This window comes from Ornithinibacillus massiliensis (genome assembly GCF_018310345.1).
Classification (GTDB): Bacteria; Bacillota; Bacilli; order Bacillales; family Amphibacillaceae; genus Ornithinibacillus; species Ornithinibacillus massiliensis.
Genome location: NZ_JAGXBY010000001.1, coordinates 1 through 19,597, shown reverse-complemented (window position 1 = coordinate 19,597; position 19,597 = coordinate 1). Strand labels below are relative to the sequence as shown.

19 protein-coding genes and 1 tRNA gene are annotated in these 19,597 nt (G+C 38.3%); 19 read left to right on the top strand and 1 reads right to left on the bottom strand.

Annotation, left to right across the window (positions count from 1 at the left end; genetic code table 11):
• Position 1 precedes the first annotated feature (1 nt).
• Positions 2 to 379 (top strand): FtsB family cell division protein, encoded by a 378-nt coding sequence (locus tag KGF86_RS00100; RefSeq protein ID WP_186871124.1) that lies wholly within the window; start codon positions 2 to 4, stop codon positions 377 to 379.
• A 71-nt stretch (positions 380 to 450) separates the two neighbouring features.
• Positions 451 to 834 carry a S1 domain-containing RNA-binding protein gene (locus tag KGF86_RS00095; RefSeq protein ID WP_186871125.1) on the top strand — a complete coding sequence of 128 codons (384 nt, stop codon included), beginning with the start codon at positions 451 to 453 and terminating at the stop codon, positions 832 to 834.
• 213 nt (positions 835 to 1,047) lie between these two features.
• On the opposite strand, the gene KGF86_RS00090 is transcribed toward KGF86_RS00095, so the two are convergent.
• Positions 1,048 to 1,121, bottom strand: a tRNA-Met gene (locus KGF86_RS00090).
• A 160-nt stretch (positions 1,122 to 1,281) separates the two neighbouring features.
• Between KGF86_RS00090 and KGF86_RS00085 the strand changes: the two genes are divergently transcribed.
• From KGF86_RS00085 to lysS, 17 genes are all read left to right on the top strand, one after another.
• Positions 1,282 to 1,746, top strand: a complete 465-nt coding sequence (locus KGF86_RS00085; RefSeq protein WP_186871126.1) for a DinB family protein — start codon at positions 1,282 to 1,284, stop codon at positions 1,744 to 1,746.
• A gap of 376 nt (positions 1,747 to 2,122) precedes the next feature.
• The gene (spoIIE, locus tag KGF86_RS00080; protein WP_211740766.1) at positions 2,123 to 4,570 is read left to right on the top strand and encodes a stage II sporulation protein E; all 2,448 of its coding nucleotides are present in this window, start codon (positions 2,123 to 2,125) and stop codon (positions 4,568 to 4,570) included.
• Between the two features lie 89 nt (positions 4,571 to 4,659).
• A complete protein-coding gene (locus KGF86_RS00075) occupies positions 4,660 to 5,394 on the top strand; it encodes a vWA domain-containing protein (RefSeq protein WP_186871128.1) in 735 nt (244 codons plus the stop codon).
• Positions 5,369 to 6,298 carry a protein kinase domain-containing protein gene (locus tag KGF86_RS00070; protein WP_211740765.1) on the top strand — a complete coding sequence of 310 codons (930 nt, stop codon included), beginning with the start codon at positions 5,369 to 5,371 and terminating at the stop codon, positions 6,296 to 6,298. The genes KGF86_RS00075 and KGF86_RS00070 overlap by 26 nt, the downstream gene beginning before the upstream one ends.
• Before the next feature lie 48 nt (positions 6,299 to 6,346).
• Positions 6,347 to 7,741, top strand: a complete 1,395-nt coding sequence (gene tilS / locus KGF86_RS19535) for a tRNA lysidine(34) synthetase TilS (protein WP_211740764.1) — start codon at positions 6,347 to 6,349, stop codon at positions 7,739 to 7,741.
• Between the two features lie 10 nt (positions 7,742 to 7,751).
• Positions 7,752 to 8,300, top strand: a complete 549-nt coding sequence (gene hpt / locus KGF86_RS00060) for a hypoxanthine phosphoribosyltransferase (protein ID WP_211740763.1) — start codon at positions 7,752 to 7,754, stop codon at positions 8,298 to 8,300.
• Positions 8,301 to 8,411: 111 nt separating this feature from the next.
• Positions 8,412 to 10,382 carry an ATP-dependent zinc metalloprotease FtsH gene (gene ftsH / locus KGF86_RS00055; protein WP_211740762.1) on the top strand — a complete coding sequence of 657 codons (1,971 nt, stop codon included), beginning with the start codon at positions 8,412 to 8,414 and terminating at the stop codon, positions 10,380 to 10,382.
• 269 nt (positions 10,383 to 10,651) lie between these two features.
• On the top strand, positions 10,652 to 11,419 hold the full coding sequence (locus KGF86_RS00050) for a type III pantothenate kinase (protein WP_211740761.1): 768 nt from the start codon (positions 10,652 to 10,654) through the stop codon (positions 11,417 to 11,419).
• A gap of 25 nt (positions 11,420 to 11,444) precedes the next feature.
• Entirely contained in the window at positions 11,445 to 12,320 is an 876-nt protein-coding gene (gene hslO / locus KGF86_RS00045; RefSeq protein ID WP_211740760.1) for an Hsp33 family molecular chaperone HslO, read from the top strand.
• A gap of 28 nt (positions 12,321 to 12,348) precedes the next feature.
• A complete protein-coding gene (locus KGF86_RS00040) occupies positions 12,349 to 13,248 on the top strand; it encodes a peptidylprolyl isomerase (protein ID WP_186871135.1) in 900 nt (299 codons plus the stop codon).
• 131 nt (positions 13,249 to 13,379) lie between these two features.
• A complete protein-coding gene (gene cysK / locus KGF86_RS00035) occupies positions 13,380 to 14,306 on the top strand; it encodes a cysteine synthase A (RefSeq protein ID WP_186871136.1) in 927 nt (308 codons plus the stop codon).
• Positions 14,307 to 14,534: 228 nt separating this feature from the next.
• Positions 14,535 to 15,356: a dihydropteroate synthase gene (gene folP / locus KGF86_RS00030; RefSeq protein WP_211740759.1), complete on the top strand. Its 822-nt coding sequence runs from the start codon at positions 14,535 to 14,537 to the stop codon at positions 15,354 to 15,356.
• Complete coding sequence (folB, locus tag KGF86_RS00025; protein ID WP_186871138.1) at positions 15,356 to 15,715, top strand: dihydroneopterin aldolase; 360 nt, start codon at positions 15,356 to 15,358, stop codon at positions 15,713 to 15,715. Before folP ends, folB begins: the two co-directional genes overlap by 1 nt.
• Before the next feature lies 1 nt (position 15,716).
• Entirely contained in the window at positions 15,717 to 16,217 is a 501-nt protein-coding gene (gene folK, locus KGF86_RS00020) for a 2-amino-4-hydroxy-6-hydroxymethyldihydropteridine diphosphokinase (RefSeq protein WP_211740758.1), read from the top strand.
• Positions 16,199 to 16,411 carry a helix-turn-helix domain-containing protein gene (locus tag KGF86_RS00015; RefSeq protein WP_186871140.1) on the top strand — a complete coding sequence of 71 codons (213 nt, stop codon included), beginning with the start codon at positions 16,199 to 16,201 and terminating at the stop codon, positions 16,409 to 16,411. The genes folK and KGF86_RS00015 overlap by 19 nt, the downstream gene beginning before the upstream one ends.
• Positions 16,412 to 16,414: 3 nt before the next feature.
• Positions 16,415 to 17,404, top strand: a complete 990-nt coding sequence (dusB, locus tag KGF86_RS00010; RefSeq protein ID WP_186871141.1) for a tRNA dihydrouridine synthase DusB — start codon at positions 16,415 to 16,417, stop codon at positions 17,402 to 17,404.
• A gap of 202 nt (positions 17,405 to 17,606) precedes the next feature.
• Positions 17,607 to 19,088, top strand: coding sequence for a lysine--tRNA ligase (gene lysS / locus KGF86_RS00005; RefSeq protein WP_211740757.1), 1,482 nt, complete (start codon positions 17,607 to 17,609; stop codon positions 19,086 to 19,088).
• Positions 19,089 to 19,597: the final 509 nt, after the last annotated feature.

The following is a 19,597-nucleotide window of genomic DNA, read 5'->3' as shown; positions in this document are numbered from 1 at the left end:
TATGCAAAAGAAGAAAACAGTGACGAAACTGAACTCTCAATATATGGAGCAATACGATGCGCATGTAGAAAGACAGAAGCGGAAAAAGAAAAGACTTGTTCGCAGGCTGGTTCTTTTTATGACGCTTATCGTATTAATTGCTGGCAGCATGGCGGTCTATCACTTTCAACAACGAGCCTTACATACGGAAAAAATGGAAGAATATAAGCAGTTGCAAGAAGAACTAGCAGATTTAGAACAAAAAGAGAAGAAGTTCAAAGAAGAGATACAATTACTTAATGATGAGGATTATATTCTAGAGATAGCACGTACGAAATACTTCCTATCAAAAGAAGGAGAGCTAATTTTTAAAACTCCGGATGAGGACTCGTCTTATTGACACACTTTTACTGGCTTCGCTATAATATATAAGTAAAGTATTTTAATTTCTTAAGGAGGAGCATTTTTTTTATGTCAATTGAAGTAGGCAGCAAGCTGCAAGGTAAGGTAACCGGTATCACTAATTTTGGGGCTTTTGTTGAGCTTGGTGAAGGAACAACAGGACTTGTTCATATTAGTGAGGTTGCCGACAATTATGTCAAAGACATTAATGAACACCTTTCTGTTGGTGATCAAGTAGAGGTTAAAGTAATTAATGTTGAAAAAGATGGTAAGATTGGTTTATCCATAAAGAAAGCAAAGGAAAAGAAGCCAGTCCGTCAAAATCCTAGAGAACGTACGGAAACATTCGAAGCTAAAATGAACCGTTTTCTCAAGGACTCTGAAGATCGCCTAGCCTCTTTGAAAAAGCACACAGAATCCAGACGTGGAGGTCGAGGTGCTAAAAGAGGATAGTAGATGCTGTCTACCAGATAATGCTCTAGAATTTTTATCATATAGGTTAGTTACGAAAAAATAGCTATCATCAAGGTAGCTATTTTTTTATGTATGTACCGCAAAGAATGATTCATCGTGTGGGAAGTAATAGCACAGTGTAGAGTGGATGCGGGCTAGTAGGTTTAAAGTAAAAAACCTGTTATCAAAAGAGATAACAGGTTTTTTAAATGATAGCGGCGGAGGGGATCGAACCCACGACCTCACGGGTATGAACCGTACGCTCTCGCCAGCTGAGCTACGCCGCCATATAATCTATATTAAGTTGATGTCAAAGACGGTTTCTTTGAGTCAACAAAAATCATCATACAATACGTTTCGATTCATGTCAATATTTTTAAATAAAGAGGATATTTTCAGATAATGTCGAATATATTAGCAAAACGTTATAAAACGAGGTGAAAACAGGTGAAGGCACGTCATGAAGTATTATTTAACCAGCTGCATGCATACCGAAAAGAAACATTACGACTAGTAGAGGATTTGACAGAGGAAGAAGCAAACATTATACCGGAGGGGTTTCATAACAATATTAGATGGAACTTAGGTCATATTTATTTAGATCAATATCTCTGGATTCATGTTTTAACCAAAGAAACATCTGAAGAGACGAAACAATTAAATCAATGGTTTAGTTTTGGGACTAGTCCTAATAACTTTACCGAGGAAACACCTAATCTAGCAGAATTAAAGGAACGATTAACATATCAAATCACCGATATTAAAGCGAAATATGAAGAGCGACTAGAAGAAGAATTTCCTCCAACCGAAATGGGCATGTACACCATCGAACAAGTCCTAACCCGAACCATCTACCACGAAGGGCTACATACTACCGCTATACAATATCTAAAACGGTTTATAAACCAATAATAAGTTCATGTATTTGCGAAAAAAGAATCTCGTATCTGACGTGATTCTTTTTTATTTGCCAATTTAAGAATGGATTATTCACTAGTCATTCGCCTTCTATTCTAGTAACAAACCTACAAGAAATCCCTTGTTATAGGCGCTGGCGGTCTATGACAAAAACGACACAGCAATATAAGGAATATGTAGAATCACCCATCACCCACTAGATTTCAGTCGAACGATTTTTAAAATCTATCCTCTTCTTTTGACAAAAAAAAATAACCTTTTATGGTTTACTGTTATGAAAGAACACCTGTCCATAATGAGTATATGTATATAATCCCTCAAGTTAGAACAAAAAAATGAAATAAATAAACCGTCAAAGAGGAGTGGTTGAATGGAATCGGTAACTAGAGTCCAGACAAAAGCAATTGAAGTAGAGAGCACATTCTTGGAAAACATAAAAATGAAATTATATACACAAGGGAAAAAAATCTTACTGGATCACGGATTATTATTTGTGCTGGTAGGTTTTTTACTCGGACGAGCTGTTATTCTATCGGTGGTCTCCCCCTTCGCAGTAGCCTTTTTAGCAACCTTATGGCTAATGCATAAGGATAAAGCCGCTAAAACACTCTTAGCAACCATGATTGGTGCATTTACTATATCGTTAACGCATGGTGTATTTGTCGGTATTTCCCTATTTTTCTTCATCATTATTTCTACTATCTTTCAAAACGTGAAAAGTGAACAAATTAAAATTCCTATATTTGTGTTTCTTGCAACTGTTGCACCAAGAATCTTCTTATATTCTATTTATGGACAGCTTACTTCTTATGAATGGATGCTAATACTAGTAGAGGGAGTACTTGGAACAGTATTAGTCCTAATCTTTATGCAAAGTGTCCCATTGCTTTCCAAAAGAAGGTATCGGCCAACCTTAAAAAATGAAGAAATTGTCTGTATGATAATTTTAATTGCCTCCATTCTAACCGGAACAGTCGGATGGGAGCTTTATGGCGCATCTATTGAACAAGTTTTATCACGATATTTTGTCTTATTATTTGGCTTTGTAGGTGGAGCGGCCATTGGATCTACCGTTGGGGTTGTGGCAGGGTTAATTTTATCGCTAGCAAATGTAGCGAACTTATATCAAATGAGTTTACTAGCCTTTTCTGGTTTACTCGGAGGTCTATTAAAAGAAGGAAAAAAAATAGGTGTTGGAGCAGGTCTATTAGTCGGAACATGTTTGGTAGGAATTTATGGCGATTCTAGTTCATTAATTCCTTCCTTAATGGAGTCATCAGTCGCTATCCTATTATTTTTACTTACGCCAGGTAGCTGGTTTAAACAATTATCACGATACATTCCGGGGACAGAGGAGCATGCCAATGAACAGCAACAATACTTGCAGAAGGTCCGCAATGTAACCGCTAAACGTGTAGAGCAATTTTCCGAGGTCTTTGAGGCGTTATCCAAAAGCTTTAGCTCGGCGGAAAATTACTCCCTTGAGGAAGAGGAATCGCAGCGAGAGACCGATTACTTCCTAAGTAATGTTACAGAAAAAACCTGTCAAACCTGCTTTATGAAAGAAAGGTGTTGGCAACAGCAATTCGACACGACATATTCGTTAATGGATATGCTGAAACAAAATGTTGAAACTGGAAATGAACCGAACAGAAAGGTTCTTCGAGAGTTTGAAAACCATTGTATTAAATCGCGAAAAGTAATCGATACGATGAAGGAAGAAATGTCCTATTTTGAAGCAAATCGCAAGCTAAGAAAGCAAGTGGTGGAGAGTAAGAAGCTTGTTGCCGAACAGCTTCAAGGAGTATCCGATGTGATGGAGGACTTTGCTAAAGAAATTTTAAAGGAACGGGAGCACCATGAAAAACAAGAAATACAAATTGTCCATGCACTAAAATCGATTGGAATTGAACTAGAGAAACTAGATGTCTATCGATTAGATAAAGGAAACGTTGATATTGAAATAACAGCCCTATTCTATGATTATCGCGGCGAGGGAGAAAAATTAATTGCCCCAGTTTTATCGGATATTTTAAATGAGACGATTGTTGTCAAAGAGGAGGATATTTCGCCGTTTCCAAATGGTTATTCCTTCCTTGCATTTGGCTCGGCAAAGGAATATACGGTAGAAACTGGTGTCGCCCACGCAGCAAAAGGTGGAGGTATTATTTCTGGAGATAGTTATACGATGATGGAGCTTGGAGAAGGAAAATATGCCATGGCCATCAGTGATGGCATGGGCAATGGTGTACGGGCTAATGAGGAGAGTAAAGAAACATTACGGTTATTACAACAAATACTCCAAACCGGTATCCCAGAAAAAGTTGCGATAAAATCAATCAATTCTATTTTAGCATTACGGACAACGGATGAAATGTTTGCAACCCTAGATTTAGCTGTGATTAACCTACATAATGCGTTTGTCCGCTTCCTAAAGATTGGGTCGACACCAAGCTTTGTCAAGCGTGGCGACCAGCTGTTAAAAATAGAGGCGAGCAACCTGCCAATGGGAATCATTAGGGAATTCGATGTTGATATTGTTAATGAACAATTACAGTCCGAGGATATCCTGATTATGATGAGTGATGGTATTTTTGATGGTCCTAAGCATGTCGAGAACACAGATGTTTGGCTGAAACGAAAAATCCGCGAGATGGAGACAGATCAACCGCAGGAGATAGCCGACCTTTTACTAGAAGAAGTGATTCGAACACGTTCCGGTGAAATAGAGGATGATATGACCGTGTTAGTTGCAAAGGTGAAAAAGAATGTTCCTCGTTGGGCGACGTTTCCAATCTACCAAACAGAGGCGCTCTAAATAGAATTGCTAGATTCCTTCTTTGAAAAAGGTATATCTCGAAGCATTTTTGTCAATGATGGTAAAGGAATAATATGGAGGTGTTTCGTATGAAGAAGGGGACTTTAAAGCAAATTCTATTAATTACAGATGGGTGTTCGAATAAAGGGGAAGACCCAGCGGCAACAGCTGCATTAGCATTTCAGCAAGGGATAACAGTTAATGTCATTGGTATATTGGAAGACGATCAAACAGAAGATCCTGAGGGTCTACAAGAGGTAGAAGAAATTGCCTTATCAGGTGGCGGAGTAAGCCAGCTAGTATATAAGCAGGCATTATCACAAACCGTACAAACGGTAACAAAACAAGCCATGACGCAAACAATCCAGGGATTTGTTAATATGGAGCTGAAGCAAATATTAGGTAAAGAGCAAACGATAGAAGATTTAGACCCTGAAAAACGAGGAGAAATAATGGAAGTAGTGGAGGACTTGGGTGAAACAAGTGACCTAGAGGTATTGGTACTTATTGATACAAGTGCAAGTATGCATGATAAATTACCTACCGTTAAGGAAGCATTAATTGATTTATCTATTAGCCTTAACTCCAGAGTTGGAAGAAATCGCTTTGCAATTTATAACTTCCCAGGAAAACGTAAGGATATTGATAAAGTACTAGACTGGTCTCCGAAGTTGGATTCCATTTCATCTGTATTTCCGAAGCTTACAAGTGGTGGAATTACGCCAACAGGGCCAGCTATCCGTGAGGCAATGTACCAGTTTGGTAAGAAAAGCTTGTTAAGGAGCTTTAGAGGAAATCATGAACAAGACATCGAGAACGCATGATACTTTTCTAAAGCTTGGGATGACAATCACCGGTAAATGGCATCAAAAACGATACGTTATCATCCGAAAGATTGGAAATGGTGCGATTGGGTCGGTTTATCTATGTGATGCAGGTGGAAAAAAGGCTGCATTGAAGATTAGTGATAAAAGTTCTTCCATTACAATGGAGGTCAATGTATTAAAATCACTAGGGAAGGTCCAAGCGAAAAGTCTTGGACCTTATTTATTGGATGTAGATGATTGGGTAACGCCCCAAGGTACGACCTTTTCATTTTATGTCATGGAATATATCCAAGGGAGAACCTTACCAGAATTTATTAAGCAGCATGGCAACGAATGGATTGGCGTCTTTATGCTGCAGCTATTAGACGACCTTGGAAATTTACATCAATCTGGCTGGATATTTGGTGATTTAAAGGTAGACAATTTATTGGTTAGCCATGCACCACCGCGCATTAGATGGATTGATGTCGGTGGTACCACACAAGTTGGTCGAGCGATAAAAGAATATACAGAGTTCTATGACCGTGGCTATTGGGGACTAGGAACGAGAAAGGCTGAGCCAAGCTATGATCTATTTGCGTTAGTTATGGTGTTTATTAGTGTATATTATCCAAGGCATTTTCCTAAGGGGTCCAATCCACAAGCTACGTTATTTAAGAAAATTAATGACGTCAAAGCACTTCAACCGTATACTTCATGTTTTAAGAAAGCATTGCTCGGGAAATATCATACCAGTGATGAAATGAAACAAGAAGTATCTGCTGTAATTTATCATTTGCAGAAGCAATCCAAAGCATCTACAACGAGAAGGAAAGAAGACAATCCTTCACTAGCAGTAGAGTCTGTAGGGTTTTTAATCGTGGCGCTAGGGTTTTATCTTTCTTCGTTGTTCATCCCTTAATTAGAGTGGTAAAATGAGAAGTACTTAAGAATAAGAAGGTGGACATGAGTGAATGAAGTAGTAGAATCCTTTATTCATAAGCATCAACTACTTTCCCCGGAGTCTACTGTATTAGTTGCTGTATCAGGTGGGCCGGATTCTTTGGCACTTTTACATTTTCTCAACAGGATGCAGAAGCAATGGAGATTACGGATAGTCGCACTTTCTGTAGACCATGGACTTCGTGGAGAGGAAAGTGTGGAGGATCTTCACTATGTGGAGGATATTTGCCGAAAGTGGAAGATAGAATTTGTGGGAACATCGATTGATGTGAACGAATATAAAAAGAAAATGCACTTAGGCACCCAAATAGCAGCTAGAGAGTTGCGCTATGCTTTTTTTGCAGAGCAAATGCAGCATTTCCAAGCGGATTATTTGGCTTTTGGTCATCATGGTGATGATCAAGCAGAAACGATGGTAATGCGAATGGTTCGTATGGCTGATTCCAGCTCTCTTGCCGGTATCCCAGTTAAACGTGAATTTGCTGGTGGGTTTATCATACGACCATTCCTATGTGTAACAAAGAAAGCAATTGAGGATTACTGTAAGGAGAATAACATCGTACCACGACTTGATCCATCGAACGAAACGATCGATTATACTCGGAACTATTTTCGGCATAAGGTACTCCCTTTATTAAAGGAAAAGAACCCTAATTTACACAAGACGATTCAACATTTAAATGAATCATTAGAAATGGATGAGACATTCCTACAATCAGAAGCAAAAAAATTGTTTGAGGATGTTGTTATTACAGAGGAAAAACCAATAAAAGTCATGTTTCGTATTGATCAGTTTCAATCACGTGCATCTGCTTTACAAAGGCGAGCCTTTCATCTAATATTAAACTATCTATATCATGAGGACGTACCTAAAGATTTATCCTATGTCCATGAAGAGCAATTCTTTATGTTAATGAGTAGAGAAAAGGGAAATGTCCAAATTGATTTTCCTCGTCATTTAAAGGTAGAAAAAGCATATAATAAACTTATCTTTTATTTTCAACAGAAAGAAGAAAATGAACCTTTCCATGAAGTGTTAGCAGTACCGGGTGAGGTGCTATTACCTAATGGTGATACAATACGTGCTACATATACAAATGAAGTTGCTATACAGAATGAACATACATATATTTGTTTGGCAAGCCAAGTAGTACTGCCTTTACATATTAGGAACCGGCAGGACGGGGACCGAATGACGTGGAATGGGTTAAATGGAAGTAAAAAGTTAAAAGATATTTTTATTGATGCAAAAGTACCTTTACATGATCGGAATAGATGGCCAGTAGTAACGGATAATAATGGGGATATACTATGGCTTATTGGTATAAAGAAACGCGACTCTATACCAAAGCAAAAACATTCCTTATATATACAACTAAATTATCAACAAGGTAAATTGTAGGAGGATTATCGTGCATAACGACATTAAGGAAATACTTATTACAGAAGAAGAAATAGCGGCGAAGTGTAAAGAGTTAGGAGAACAATTAACAAAAGAGTACGAAGGGCGTTTTCCATTAGCAGTTGGTGTGTTAAAGGGAGCATTACCATTTATGTCTGATGTGTTAAGACAAGTACAAACACATCTAGAGATGGACTTCATGGATGTATCTAGTTATGGTGGAACGAGTATGGTTTCCTCTGGAGAGGTAAAAATCTTAAAAGACTTAAATACGAAAGTAGAAGGTCGCGATATATTAATTATCGAGGATATTATTGATAGTGGTAATACATTACGCTATTTAGTGGATTTATTTAAATATCGCAAGGCAAATTCAGTAAAAATTGTAACCTTACTCGATAAGCCTTCAGGAAGAACGGCAGAAATTGAAGCCGATCTAGTTGGGTTTGAGGTTCCGGATGCATTTGTAGTCGGATATGGGTTAGATTATGATGAAAAATATCGAAACCTACCATATATCGGGGTATTAAAACCGGAAATTTATGGTGGCGAAGAATAAAAAGTGATCTAATGAATATTGTTTGAAATGCAAAGAGCAATTAGTTGTAAAATTTAAATTTCATGTGATACTATTGTTAATAGTTTTTCCCGTTTGGGAGGAGGTAGGGCATTGAACCGAGTTTTCCGTAGTGCGTTTTTTTACTTAATTATATTTCTGGTTATTATAGCCGTAATTAGTATGTTAAGTGGTCAGCATGATCAAGCAGAAGAGTTAAATGTGAATGATTTCATGCAATCACTTGAAGCAGGTAATGTCAAAGAAATGACGATGAAGCCTGTAAACGGCATTATGCGTATCACTGGTACATTAAAAGACGACAAGCAATTTGTTGCTCAAGTACCTGATAATAACGATATCGTCACCGATATTACAACAAAGGCAAGAGAACAAAGTGCCTTAAAAACAGAACAAATGGATCAGCCTAGTATTTGGGTTACACTCCTAACTACAATGATTCCGTTCTTAATTATTGGTCTTTTATTCTTCTTCTTGCTTAGTCAAGCACAAGGCGGCGGTGGCGGCCGAGTGATGAACTTCGGTAAGAGTAAAGCGAAAATGTATAATGAAGAAAAGAAAAAAGTTCGTTTTACCGATGTTGCTGGTGCAGATGAAGAAAAGCAAGAATTAGTCGAAGTAGTTGAATTCTTAAAAGACCCACGTAAATTCTCAGCAATTGGGGCAAGAATTCCAAAAGGGGTTCTTTTAGTTGGACCTCCAGGTACTGGTAAAACATTACTTGCACGTGCTGTTGCTGGGGAAGCGGGAGTTCCATTCTTCTCCATTAGTGGTTCAGACTTTGTTGAGATGTTTGTTGGTGTCGGTGCAAGTCGTGTTCGTGATTTATTCGAAAATGCGAAGAAAAATGCACCTTGTATTATATTTATCGATGAGATTGACGCGGTAGGTCGTCAACGTGGCGCAGGTCTTGGTGGTGGTCATGATGAACGTGAGCAAACACTAAACCAATTACTAGTAGAAATGGACGGTTTCGGAGCAAACGAAGGAATCATCATCGTAGCTGCAACGAACAGACCAGATATTCTAGACCCTGCATTATTACGTCCAGGACGTTTTGACAGACAGATTACTGTTGATCGCCCAGATGTAAAAGGTCGTCAAGAAGTACTTAAAGTACATGCGAAAAATAAACCATTAGATGCTTCAGTTGATCTAAAAACAATTGCAATGCGTACACCTGGATTCTCAGGTGCGGACTTAGAAAACCTTCTAAACGAAGCTGCACTTGTTGCGGCCCGTCAAGATAAGAAGGAAATTGATATGACCGATGTGGACGAAGCAATTGACCGTGTCATAGCAGGTCCTGCCAAGAAAACACGTGTTATATCAGAAAAAGAACGAAATATCGTTGCGTATCATGAAAGTGGCCATACAATTATTGGCATGGTGCTCGATGAGGCTGATGTTGTTCATAAAGTAACGATTGTCCCTCGTGGGCAAGCTGGTGGATATGCAGTAATGCTTCCGAAAGAAGACCGTTACTTCATGACGAAGCCAGAGCTATTCGATAAGATTACCGGATTATTAGGTGGTCGGGTTGCCGAGGAAATCGTCTTTGGCGAAGTAAGTACTGGGGCATCCAATGACTTCCAACGTGCAACCAACATTGCACGCAAAATGATTACGGAATATGGTATGAGCGACAAACTAGGACCGCTTCAATACAGTAGTGGTGGTGGAGAAGTGTTCCTAGGTAGAGATATTAATAATGAGCAGAACTATAGTGATGCAGTTGCTCATGATATCGATACAGAAATGCAAAACTTCATCAACTATTGCTATGATCGTGCGAAAACAATTCTTACAGAAAATCGCGATAAGCTAGAATTAATAGCACAAACACTTCTAGAGGTAGAGACATTGGATGCAAGACAAATTAAATCTCTATTTGATAAAGGTGTTCTTCCAGATCCAGAAGAATACGAAGAAGTGGATGATGTGAAAGTAAATATTACTGCGAAGAAAGACGACGAAACGGTTGACTCTTTTGAAGAGGCAAAAGAAAAAGTAGACGATAAGCTTCGCGAAGAAATAGAAGAAGATAAGAACAAAAACGACTAACAATATCGAAACAAGGTAGCCTTCTAATGAGGCTACCTTTTGTTTTGGGTTAGGAAATTTCACTTACGTAATTGATTTTGGTATATTATTAAGGACTTAAATTTTTTACACTAGCGCTGGCTGGTAATAATATTGCTACTCTCAGGGTTAAGCACACTTCGCTCATATTTACGTACGAGTGTAGACCTATTCGGAAAATATCACATTACCTTAAGTCAGCTGGTTCTAATTTTTAAAGGACCATATTATTGGTAGGAAGGACTTATAACATGCTTTTTGTTCTAGATGTGGGAAACACAAACACAGTATTAGGCGTTTTTAATGATAAAGAACTAGCATATCACTGGCGAATCAAAACCGACCGCTATAAAACAGAAGATGAATTTGGCATGCTTATCAAATCATTATTTGATTTTAGTGGAATCAAATTTGCCGATATCGATGGCGTGGTTATCTCCTCTGTAGTACCTCCCATCATGTTTGCTTTAGAAAGAATGTGTAACACGTACTTTCAGATTAACCCGATTATCGTCGGTAAAGATACCGTAAAGACTAATTTAAAAATGCGATATCCTAACCCTAAGGAAATTGGTGCCGACCGGATAGTAAATGCAGTCGGAGCAATCCAGGAGCACGATACACCGCTTATTATTATCGATTTTGGAACGGCAACGACCTATTGCTATATCAATGAATCGAAGGAATATTGTGGCGGCATCATTTCTCCAGGAATAAATATTTCCATGGAAGCATTGTATCAACGAGCCTCTAAGCTCCCGAAAATAGAAATAGAAGCACCAGATAATGTCGTTGGTAAATCAACCGTCGAAGCGATGCAATCTGGCGTGTTTTATGGATATATTGGTCAAGTGGATGGTATTGTGAACAGAATCAAACAAACTGCTGGTCAAGAAGCAAAAGTAATTGCTACTGGTGGGTTAGCCTCATTAATTGGGGAAGCTTCAGAGACGATAGATTATGTTGATCCATATTTAACATTAAAGGGCTTATATGAAATTTATAAAATTAATCAATAACAAATGAAAAGGAGCAAAACACAACATGTCAGATTACTTAATAAAAGCAACAACATTTAACGGAATGGTTCGTGCTTATGCCATTCGTTCCACCAATATGGTAGAGGAAGCAAGAAGACGACAAGACACGTGGGCTACAGCTTCGGCAGCAATGGGGCGTACGATGACAATCTCTGCTATGATGGGTGCCATGCTAAAGGGAGATGATTCTTTAACGATAAAGGTTGAAGGTGGTGGCCCTATCGGTGCTATTATTGCAGATGCTAATGCATTGGGTGAGGTTAGGGCCTATGTAACGAATCCGCATGTGGATTTTGATTTAAATAGTAAGGGTAAGCTAGATGTCGCAAGAGCAGTAGGTACGACAGGAAGCTTAAGTGTTGTGAAGGATCTTGGACTTCGTGAATTCTTCACCGGCCAAGTCCCTATTGTATCTGGAGAAATTAGTGAAGATTTTACGTACTATTTTGCTACATCAGAACAGGTTCCTTCAGCAGTAGGTGCTGGGGTGCTGGTAAATCCTGACCATACCATTCTTGCAAGTGGCGGATTTATTGTACAAGTAATGCCTGGTGCAGATGATGAAATTGTCGATAAATTAGAGAGCCGTATTACATCATTTCCTCCTATTTCTTCTCTCGTGCGAGCAGGTAAAACACCAGAGGAAATTTTAACCCAATTATTTGAAGGCGAAGAAGTGAAAATACATGAAAAGATGCCCGTTCAATTTAAGTGTAAATGTTCAAAGGAAAGGCTAGCAAATGCCATTATGGGACTAGGGAAAGAAGAAATACAAGCCATGATTGATGAAGATCACGGGGCGGAAGCGTCTTGTCATTTTTGTAATGAGAACTATCACTTCTCAGAAGAAGAGCTAAATGAGTTAATGGAACAGCTATGAGCTACCAGGTAATTGGAAGGAGTAAACTATGTCAAATAAACTACTACTAAGTGTTATTGTTGTTCTTCTCATAACAAATGTCGCAACCATGTTGCTTTGGAAGAACGACAGGTCAGACGAATCGATAGTTGAAGATGAAGAAGTTGATACTCAAAAACCAGTTGCATCTATTGGTGGCACGGAAATTTCTTTTCAAGATTGGATGAAATCGTTACGAGAAAGTTATGGTAAGAAAGAGCTAAAAACTTTAATTGATCAAGAGGTTGTAAAAAAGCTAGCACAAGAGCAAAATATAACCGTGAGTGAAAAAGTAATCGAGCGTGATATTGCCTTATTAACGACGATGCAAGGATTGACAACAGAAGAAGAGTTAAAAGAGTTAGAAGAAAACTGGAGAGAGGACATCATCTATCGCTATCAATTAGAAGCAATGCTAGCCCAGGACGTTCAAGTGCCTGAAGAAGATGTCCAAGCATATTTCACCAAATATGATAATCAATATCAGTTTTCCGAATCCTTTCAGCTATCTCATATTCTAGTTGCCAACAGAGAAACAGCTAATAAAGTATATGAAGAATTAGAAGCAGGGGCTTCATTTTCCTTACTTGCTAAGGAATATTCCATCGATGAGGATACGAGAGAAAATGGTGGCTATTTAGGATTTAATTCATCGAGCACAGAATTTATCCCTAGTAATTACTTTGATATTGCAAAGGGACTGGAAGAATACACTTATAGTGAACCATTTGTTACATCCAATGGTGTAGCGATTTTATTCCTTCATAAAAAATTACCGGACATCACATTTAGTTATGAAGAGTTGAAACCATATATTCGAAATGAGCTTGCATTACAATCAATCAATCAGAACTTGGTTGCAGACCCGTTATGGGAAAAATTTGATATAGAATGGGTATACGACGAATAAACTAGAGTAGGAACTTATTTGTATTCTCCATAGCCCATTTCTAGGCGTTTGGATTGACATTATTTGGCTTAAGAATTACATTATATATAAATCCTATCTGTTTAGTGGGAATTATGAGGAGGTAATTTGGAATGAGAGTTGCAGATAATATTACTGGCTTAATCGGCGATACACCTATTGTTAAATTAAACAGAATAACAGACGGAGACAGTGCGGACATTTATGTGAAATTAGAGTTCTTCAACCCGGGTAGCTCGGTAAAGGATCGTATTGCACTTGCAATGATTGAAGCTGCAGAAAAAGAAGGAAAGCTAAAAGAAGGAGACACTATTGTCGAACCAACTAGCGGAAACACAGGTATTGGTTTAGCGATGGTGGCTGCAGCGAAAGGATATAAGGCAGTACTCGTTATGCCTGATACAATGAGTCAGGAGCGCCGAAATTTATTACGTGCATATGGAGCAAACTTAGTACTTACTCCTGGTGCAGAAGGGATGAAAGGTGCGATTAAAAAGGCGGAAGAGCTTGTGAAAGAAGAGGGTTACTTCATGCCACAGCAATTTGAGAACCAAGCTAATCCAGAAATTCACGCTCGTACAACAGGTAACGAAATTGTGGAACAAATGAAGGACGGTCTTGATGCATTTGTTTCTGGTGTCGGAACAGGTGGAACGGTAACTGGTGCTGGTAAAGTACTAAAAGAACATTTCCAAGATATCAAAATTTATGCAGTTGAGCCTGTTGATTCACCAGTATTATCCGGTGGAACTCCTGGACCTCATAAAATCCAAGGAATTGGGGCGGGCTTTGTTCCGGGTGTACTAGATACAGCGGTTTATGATGACGTTATTCAAATCGAAAATGAAGAAGCATTCGCAACATCCCGTGAAGTTGCGAAAACAAATGGTATCCTAGGTGGTATCTCTGCAGGTGCTGCGGTTGCTGCTGCGAAGAAGATTGCCAAACAACTAGGAAAAGGGAAAAAAGTACTTGCGGTATTCCCAGATAATGGGGAGCGTTATTTATCCACTGCGCTTTATCAATTTGATGAAGAATAAACAATGAGATGGAGGCTAGCATCATTCTTTGATGCTAGCCTTTATTCATTTTTACTTCTCTCTTATAGAATATCGAACTATATTTATCCGAATTAACTCACACCCTCAATTCGACTACCATAAGTTCTCTAACCGTTTTGGAAACTTAAGACGGCATTAAATTAATACCTTAATTTGTTATATGATAGAATGATACTAGATATTTCGGGGTGAAAGGAAACGATTGGTATGATATTAAAGACAAAATCAAAAGTATATAACTTATTCGATAGAACACATATCATGGGTATATTAAATGTCACACCGGATTCCTTCTCTGATGGGGGAAATTATACTACTGTTGAAAAGGCTGTTGAACAAGCAGTTGTGATGGAACAACAAGGTGCAGATATTATCGACATTGGCGGAGAGTCAACCCGACCGGATCATGATCCAATCTCTATTAAAGAAGAGCTCAGCCGAGTACTACCTATGATTAACGCGGTCAAGGAGTCTATCCATATACCAATTTCTATTGATACCTATAAAGCAGAAACCGCAAGACAGGCTGTAGAAGCCGGTGCAGAAATCATTAATGATGTTTGGGGAGCAAAGCGAGATCCGGAGATTGCTTCTGTTGCTGCAAATTATAACGTTCCGATTATTTTAATGCATAATCGTACGAATGAGAATTATACTTCTCTTATCGATGATATGAAACAGGATTTAGAGGAAAGTATTGATATTGCTCTTAGAGCAGGTGTCCCAAAGGAAAATATCATCCTTGACCCGGGGATTGGCTTTGCGAAAAGTCCTAAAGACAATCTCGTTGTTATGAAGAATCTAGAAAAATTAACCGCAATGGGATTCCCGCTTTTACTAGCAACTTCACGCAAACGATTTATAGGTAGTGTATTAGATGTACCACCTGCCGAAAGAGATACAGGTACAGGAGCAACGACATGTCTTGGAATTGCTAAAGGCGCACATATGGTACGAGTACATAATGTGAAAGTTAATGTGGAGCTAGCTAAAATGATGGATGCGATGATAAGGGTGGAGGATAAGTAATGGATAAAATTATTTTAACCAATATGCAATTTTATGGGTACCACGGGCTGTTACCAGAGGAAAAAAAGTTAGGACAACGTTTTTTAGTAGATGCAGAGCTCTATTTAGATACGAAAAAAGCAGGTAAAAGTGATGACATGTACGATTCGATTGATTATAGCCAAGCCTATGCGCATGTAAAAAAAATCGTCGAAGGCAGTTCAAAAAATTTAATAGAAGCAATTGCAGAGGAAGTGGCGTCTGATTTATTAGGTTCATTCTCCCTACTAGAAGCATGTCGAGTGAAAGTAATAAAGCCAGATCCACCAATACCAGGGCATTACCAATCTGTAGCTGTTGAAATCTATCGGGAGAAATGAAATGAATAAAGCATATATCGCATTAGGAACAAACATAGAACCAAGAGCAGAGTATTTAGATAAAGCGATTAATCTATTAGAGCAGAATGAACATATCCAGCTACTCAAAGCCTCATCTATTTATGAGACTGCGCCAGTTGGATATACCGATCAAGCCGATTTTTTAAATATGGTAGTAGAAGTAAAAACCGATTTACCTTCAGAAAAATTATTAGATGTATGCCAAGGAATTGAAGCCGAACTTGGACGAGAGCGAACGATTCGGTTTGGACCGAGAACAATCGACCTTGACATTTTGGTCTATAATAACGAAAATAGGGAAACAGATCGATTAACCATTCCACATCCGAGAATGGGAGAGCGAGGATTTGTATTAATCCCACTTCACGAGATTGCACCGGGTCTGAATGTACCAGTATTAAGCAAAACAGTAGCTGAGTTATTACGCAATCTTCCAGAACAAGATAAAGAGGAGATTCGTATATGGAAAAAGGCCGAATAGGAAGAAGAATAAAGGCATTCCGGAAGCTAAAAGGTTATACACAGGTCCGTCTAGCTAAGGAACTGAATATATCCCTTAATACGCTTGGTAAAATTGAAAGAGGTACACGTGAGGTATCTGAAAAATTAATCCAACAGATAGCGGAAACGCTAAACATAGATATAGAAGAATTAACAGGTAGGAAGGAGGAATAAGATATGTGGAATATAGGGAACATCACGATCCCAAACCGCGTAACACTTGCCCCAATGGCTGGAGTAAGTAACTGGGCATTTCGTTTAACCGTGAAGGAATTCGGTGCAGGACTAATTACAGCTGAAATGGTTAGTGATAAAGGAATCTTAAATCGAAACCAAAAAACAATGAAAATGCTATATATCGATGAACAAGAGATGCCAATGAGTCTCCAAATTTTTGGCGGAGATAAAGATTCCCTTGTTCAAGCAGCACAATATGTTGACCAAAACACAAATGCGTCTATTATTGATATTAATATGGGATGCCCAGCACCGAAGATCACCAAGATAGATGCTGGATCTCGCTGGCTATTAGACCCAGATAAAATTTATAACATGGTGAAGGCCGTTGTAGAGAATGTTGATAAACCAGTAACGGTAAAAATGCGTACCGGATGGGATGAAGATCATATATACGCTATTGATAACGCAAAAGCTATCGAAGCAGCAGGCGGAAGTGCCATCGGTCTCCATGGACGTACTAGAAAGCAAATGTATGAAGGTTATGCGAACTGGGATATCATTAAAGAGGTAAAAGCAGCTGTTAATATTCCCGTAATCGGAAATGGTGATATTGATAGTCCTGAAATTGCGAAGAAGCGACTAGAGGAAACAGGAGTAGATGCTGTGATGGTAGGACGTGCAGCACTAGGAAATCCATGGATTATCTACCAAATTGTTCAATACCTAGAAACCGGTGTCTTAATCGATAATCCAACCCCACAAGAAAAGGTAGATATATGTTTGCTTCATATGGATCGTTTAATTAAGTTAAAAGGTGAAAAAGTAGCGATTATGGAAATGCGTAAACATGCAGCTTGGTATTTAAAAGATATTGAAGGCAATGGTAAGGCGCGTAAGCAAATTAACAAAGCGGAGACTCGTGATGAGCTAGTGAATATATTACTTGAATTTGTAAGAGAAGTAGAAGCGGAAATGAAAGTTTCCTAAATGTATAAATGTATATTGGAAGAAATCTGCTGGCGTAAAACCAGCAGTTTTTTCTTTTAGTTCACGATATAGTGTGATAAGTTGATTATAAAGCCATTTCGGGTGTAAAATGAAGGTTATGTTGAGATACTGTTTAATGAATTTATAAGGTCGAATCAATTATACCTTTATCTTAAAAAATTGATTAATGGAGTTGATACTAATGTCAGAAGAATTAAATGATCATATGCGCGTTCGGCGCGAAAAGCTCGATACATACCGTAATCAAGGCCTTGATCCTTTTGGAGGTAAATTTGTCCGAACAGATTTAGCGAAGGAACTACATGAAAAATATGAACAATTCTCTAAAGAGGAATTAGAAGAAGCAAAATATCAAGTTACGATTGCAGGTAGAATTATGACAAAGCGTGGCAAAGGGAAAGCCGGCTTTGCTCATGTTCAAGATTTAAGTGGACAAATTCAATTGTATGTACGTAAAGATGCAATTGGAGAAAAAGCGTATGAAGTGTTCAACTCCATTGATCTTGGAGATATTGTTGGGGTTACTGGACTAATGTTCAAAACCAATGTTGGTGAATTATCTATTAAAGTAACTGAATTCCAACTACTTACGAAGTCACTTAGACCACTTCCTGAAAAGTATCACGGTCTTAAAGACGTGGAACAACGATACCGTCAACGCTATTTAGACTTAATCACGAATATGGAAAGTCGTGAAACCTTTGTAATGCGCAGTAAAATTATTCGTGCAATGCGAAACTATTTAGATGGCCAAGGGTTCCTAGAAGTAGAAACACCGATGATGCATAGCATTCCAGGTGGTGCATCTGCAAGACCATTCATTACACATCATAATGCGTTAGACATTCCACTATATATGCGTATTGCAATTGAGCTGCATCTGAAGCGACTAATTGTTGGTGGTCTGGAGAAGGTATATGAAATAGGAAGAGTATTCCGAAATGAAGGGGTATCTACTAGACATAACCCGGAATTTACTATGTTAGAGTTATATGAAGCATATGCTGATTATCATGATATTATGAGCCTTACTGAAAATATGGTTGCTCATATTGCAGAAGAAGTACTAGGTACGACAACTGTAACCTATGGAGACTACGAAATAGACTTAAAGCCTGAGTGGAAACGAGTGCACATGGTTGACGCAGTAAAAGAACATACTGGTGTAGATTTCTGGGAGCATATGAGTGACGAAAAGGCGAGAGAGCTAGCGAAAGAACATGGAGTAGAAATTAAAGACAATATGACATTTGGACATGTTGTAAATGAGTTCTTTGAGCAAAAGGTAGAAGAAAAACTAATTCAACCGACATTTGTATACGGGCATCCAGTGGAGATTTCTCCTTTAGCGAAGAAAAATGAAGAAGACGAGCGCTTCACAGATCGTTTTGAATTATTCATTGTCGCTCGTGAGCATGCTAATGCGTTCAGTGAGCTTAATGATCCAATTGATCAACGTGAACGTTTTGAAGCACAGGTTAAAGAAAGAGCAGAAGGAAATGATGAAGCACATTTAATGGATGAAGATTTCCTAGAAGCATTGGAGTATGGTATGGCACCAACAGGTGGACTTGGTATCGGTATTGATAGATTAGTTATGTTATTAACGAACTCACCATCTATTCGTGATGTATTATTATTCCCGCAAATGCGTAATAGATAATTTGCAAGAAGGTGAAGAGACAAGCACTTAAATTTAGAGTGGCTTGTCTCTTTTTTTAATCCACTATTTTCCAGTAATAAAGTCTTGATTAATGGCCACAATCATGGTAAAGTAAATAACGTTGCTTTTGCAGAATATAGCTACTCAAATTAATTTAAAAAAGTTGTTGACTTTAAATTAACAGCGTGATATATTAATAAAGTCGCTAATTTGAAAAGCGATAAAACAAAGCGATAAACTTTTATAAAAAACTGTTGACAAAGGAATTTAGAAATAGTATAATATAAGAGTTGACGCGAAAAGCTAAACAAACTTTTTGCTCCTTGAAAACTGAACAAAACAACCAGTATGTCAAGAAGAAACATACCCTGTTTTTTCTATGTAAAGAATTACAGAAGCTAGCAGCTTCTTTGCTAAGAATTTACCTATGATTGATTGGTGTCAATCATAGACAAACTTTTTTGGAGAGTTTGATCTTGGCTCAGGACGAACGCTGGCGGCGTGCCTAA

Bases quoted from the DNA above. Each gene is read 5' to 3' on its own strand.
- KGF86_RS00070 (WP_211740765.1), top strand. From the start codon at position 5,369: ATGAACAAGACATCGAGAACGCATGATACTTTTCTAAAGCTTGGGATG.
- folP (WP_211740759.1), top strand. From the start codon at position 14,535: ATGATATTAAAGACAAAATCAAAAGTATATAACTTATTCGATAGAACA.
- folK (WP_211740758.1), top strand. From the start codon at position 15,717: ATGAATAAAGCATATATCGCATTAGGAACAAACATAGAACCAAGAGCA.
- dusB (WP_186871141.1), top strand. From the start codon at position 16,415: ATGTGGAATATAGGGAACATCACGATCCCAAACCGCGTAACACTTGCC.
- KGF86_RS00050 (WP_211740761.1), top strand. From the start codon at position 10,652: ATGCTTTTTGTTCTAGATGTGGGAAACACAAACACAGTATTAGGCGTT.
- KGF86_RS00015 (WP_186871140.1), top strand. From the start codon at position 16,199: ATGGAAAAAGGCCGAATAGGAAGAAGAATAAAGGCATTCCGGAAGCTA.
- KGF86_RS00095 (WP_186871125.1), top strand. From the start codon at position 451: ATGTCAATTGAAGTAGGCAGCAAGCTGCAAGGTAAGGTAACCGGTATC.
- KGF86_RS00100 (WP_186871124.1), top strand. From the start codon at position 2: ATGCAAAAGAAGAAAACAGTGACGAAACTGAACTCTCAATATATGGAG.
- KGF86_RS00040 (WP_186871135.1), top strand. From the start codon at position 12,349: ATGTCAAATAAACTACTACTAAGTGTTATTGTTGTTCTTCTCATAACA.
- KGF86_RS00075 (WP_186871128.1), top strand. From the start codon at position 4,660: ATGAAGAAGGGGACTTTAAAGCAAATTCTATTAATTACAGATGGGTGT.
- hslO (WP_211740760.1), top strand. From the start codon at position 11,445: ATGTCAGATTACTTAATAAAAGCAACAACATTTAACGGAATGGTTCGT.
- cysK (WP_186871136.1), top strand. From the start codon at position 13,380: ATGAGAGTTGCAGATAATATTACTGGCTTAATCGGCGATACACCTATT.
- lysS (WP_211740757.1), top strand. From the start codon at position 17,607: ATGTCAGAAGAATTAAATGATCATATGCGCGTTCGGCGCGAAAAGCTC.
- spoIIE (WP_211740766.1), top strand. From the start codon at position 2,123: ATGGAATCGGTAACTAGAGTCCAGACAAAAGCAATTGAAGTAGAGAGC.
- folB (WP_186871138.1), top strand. From the start codon at position 15,356: ATGGATAAAATTATTTTAACCAATATGCAATTTTATGGGTACCACGGG.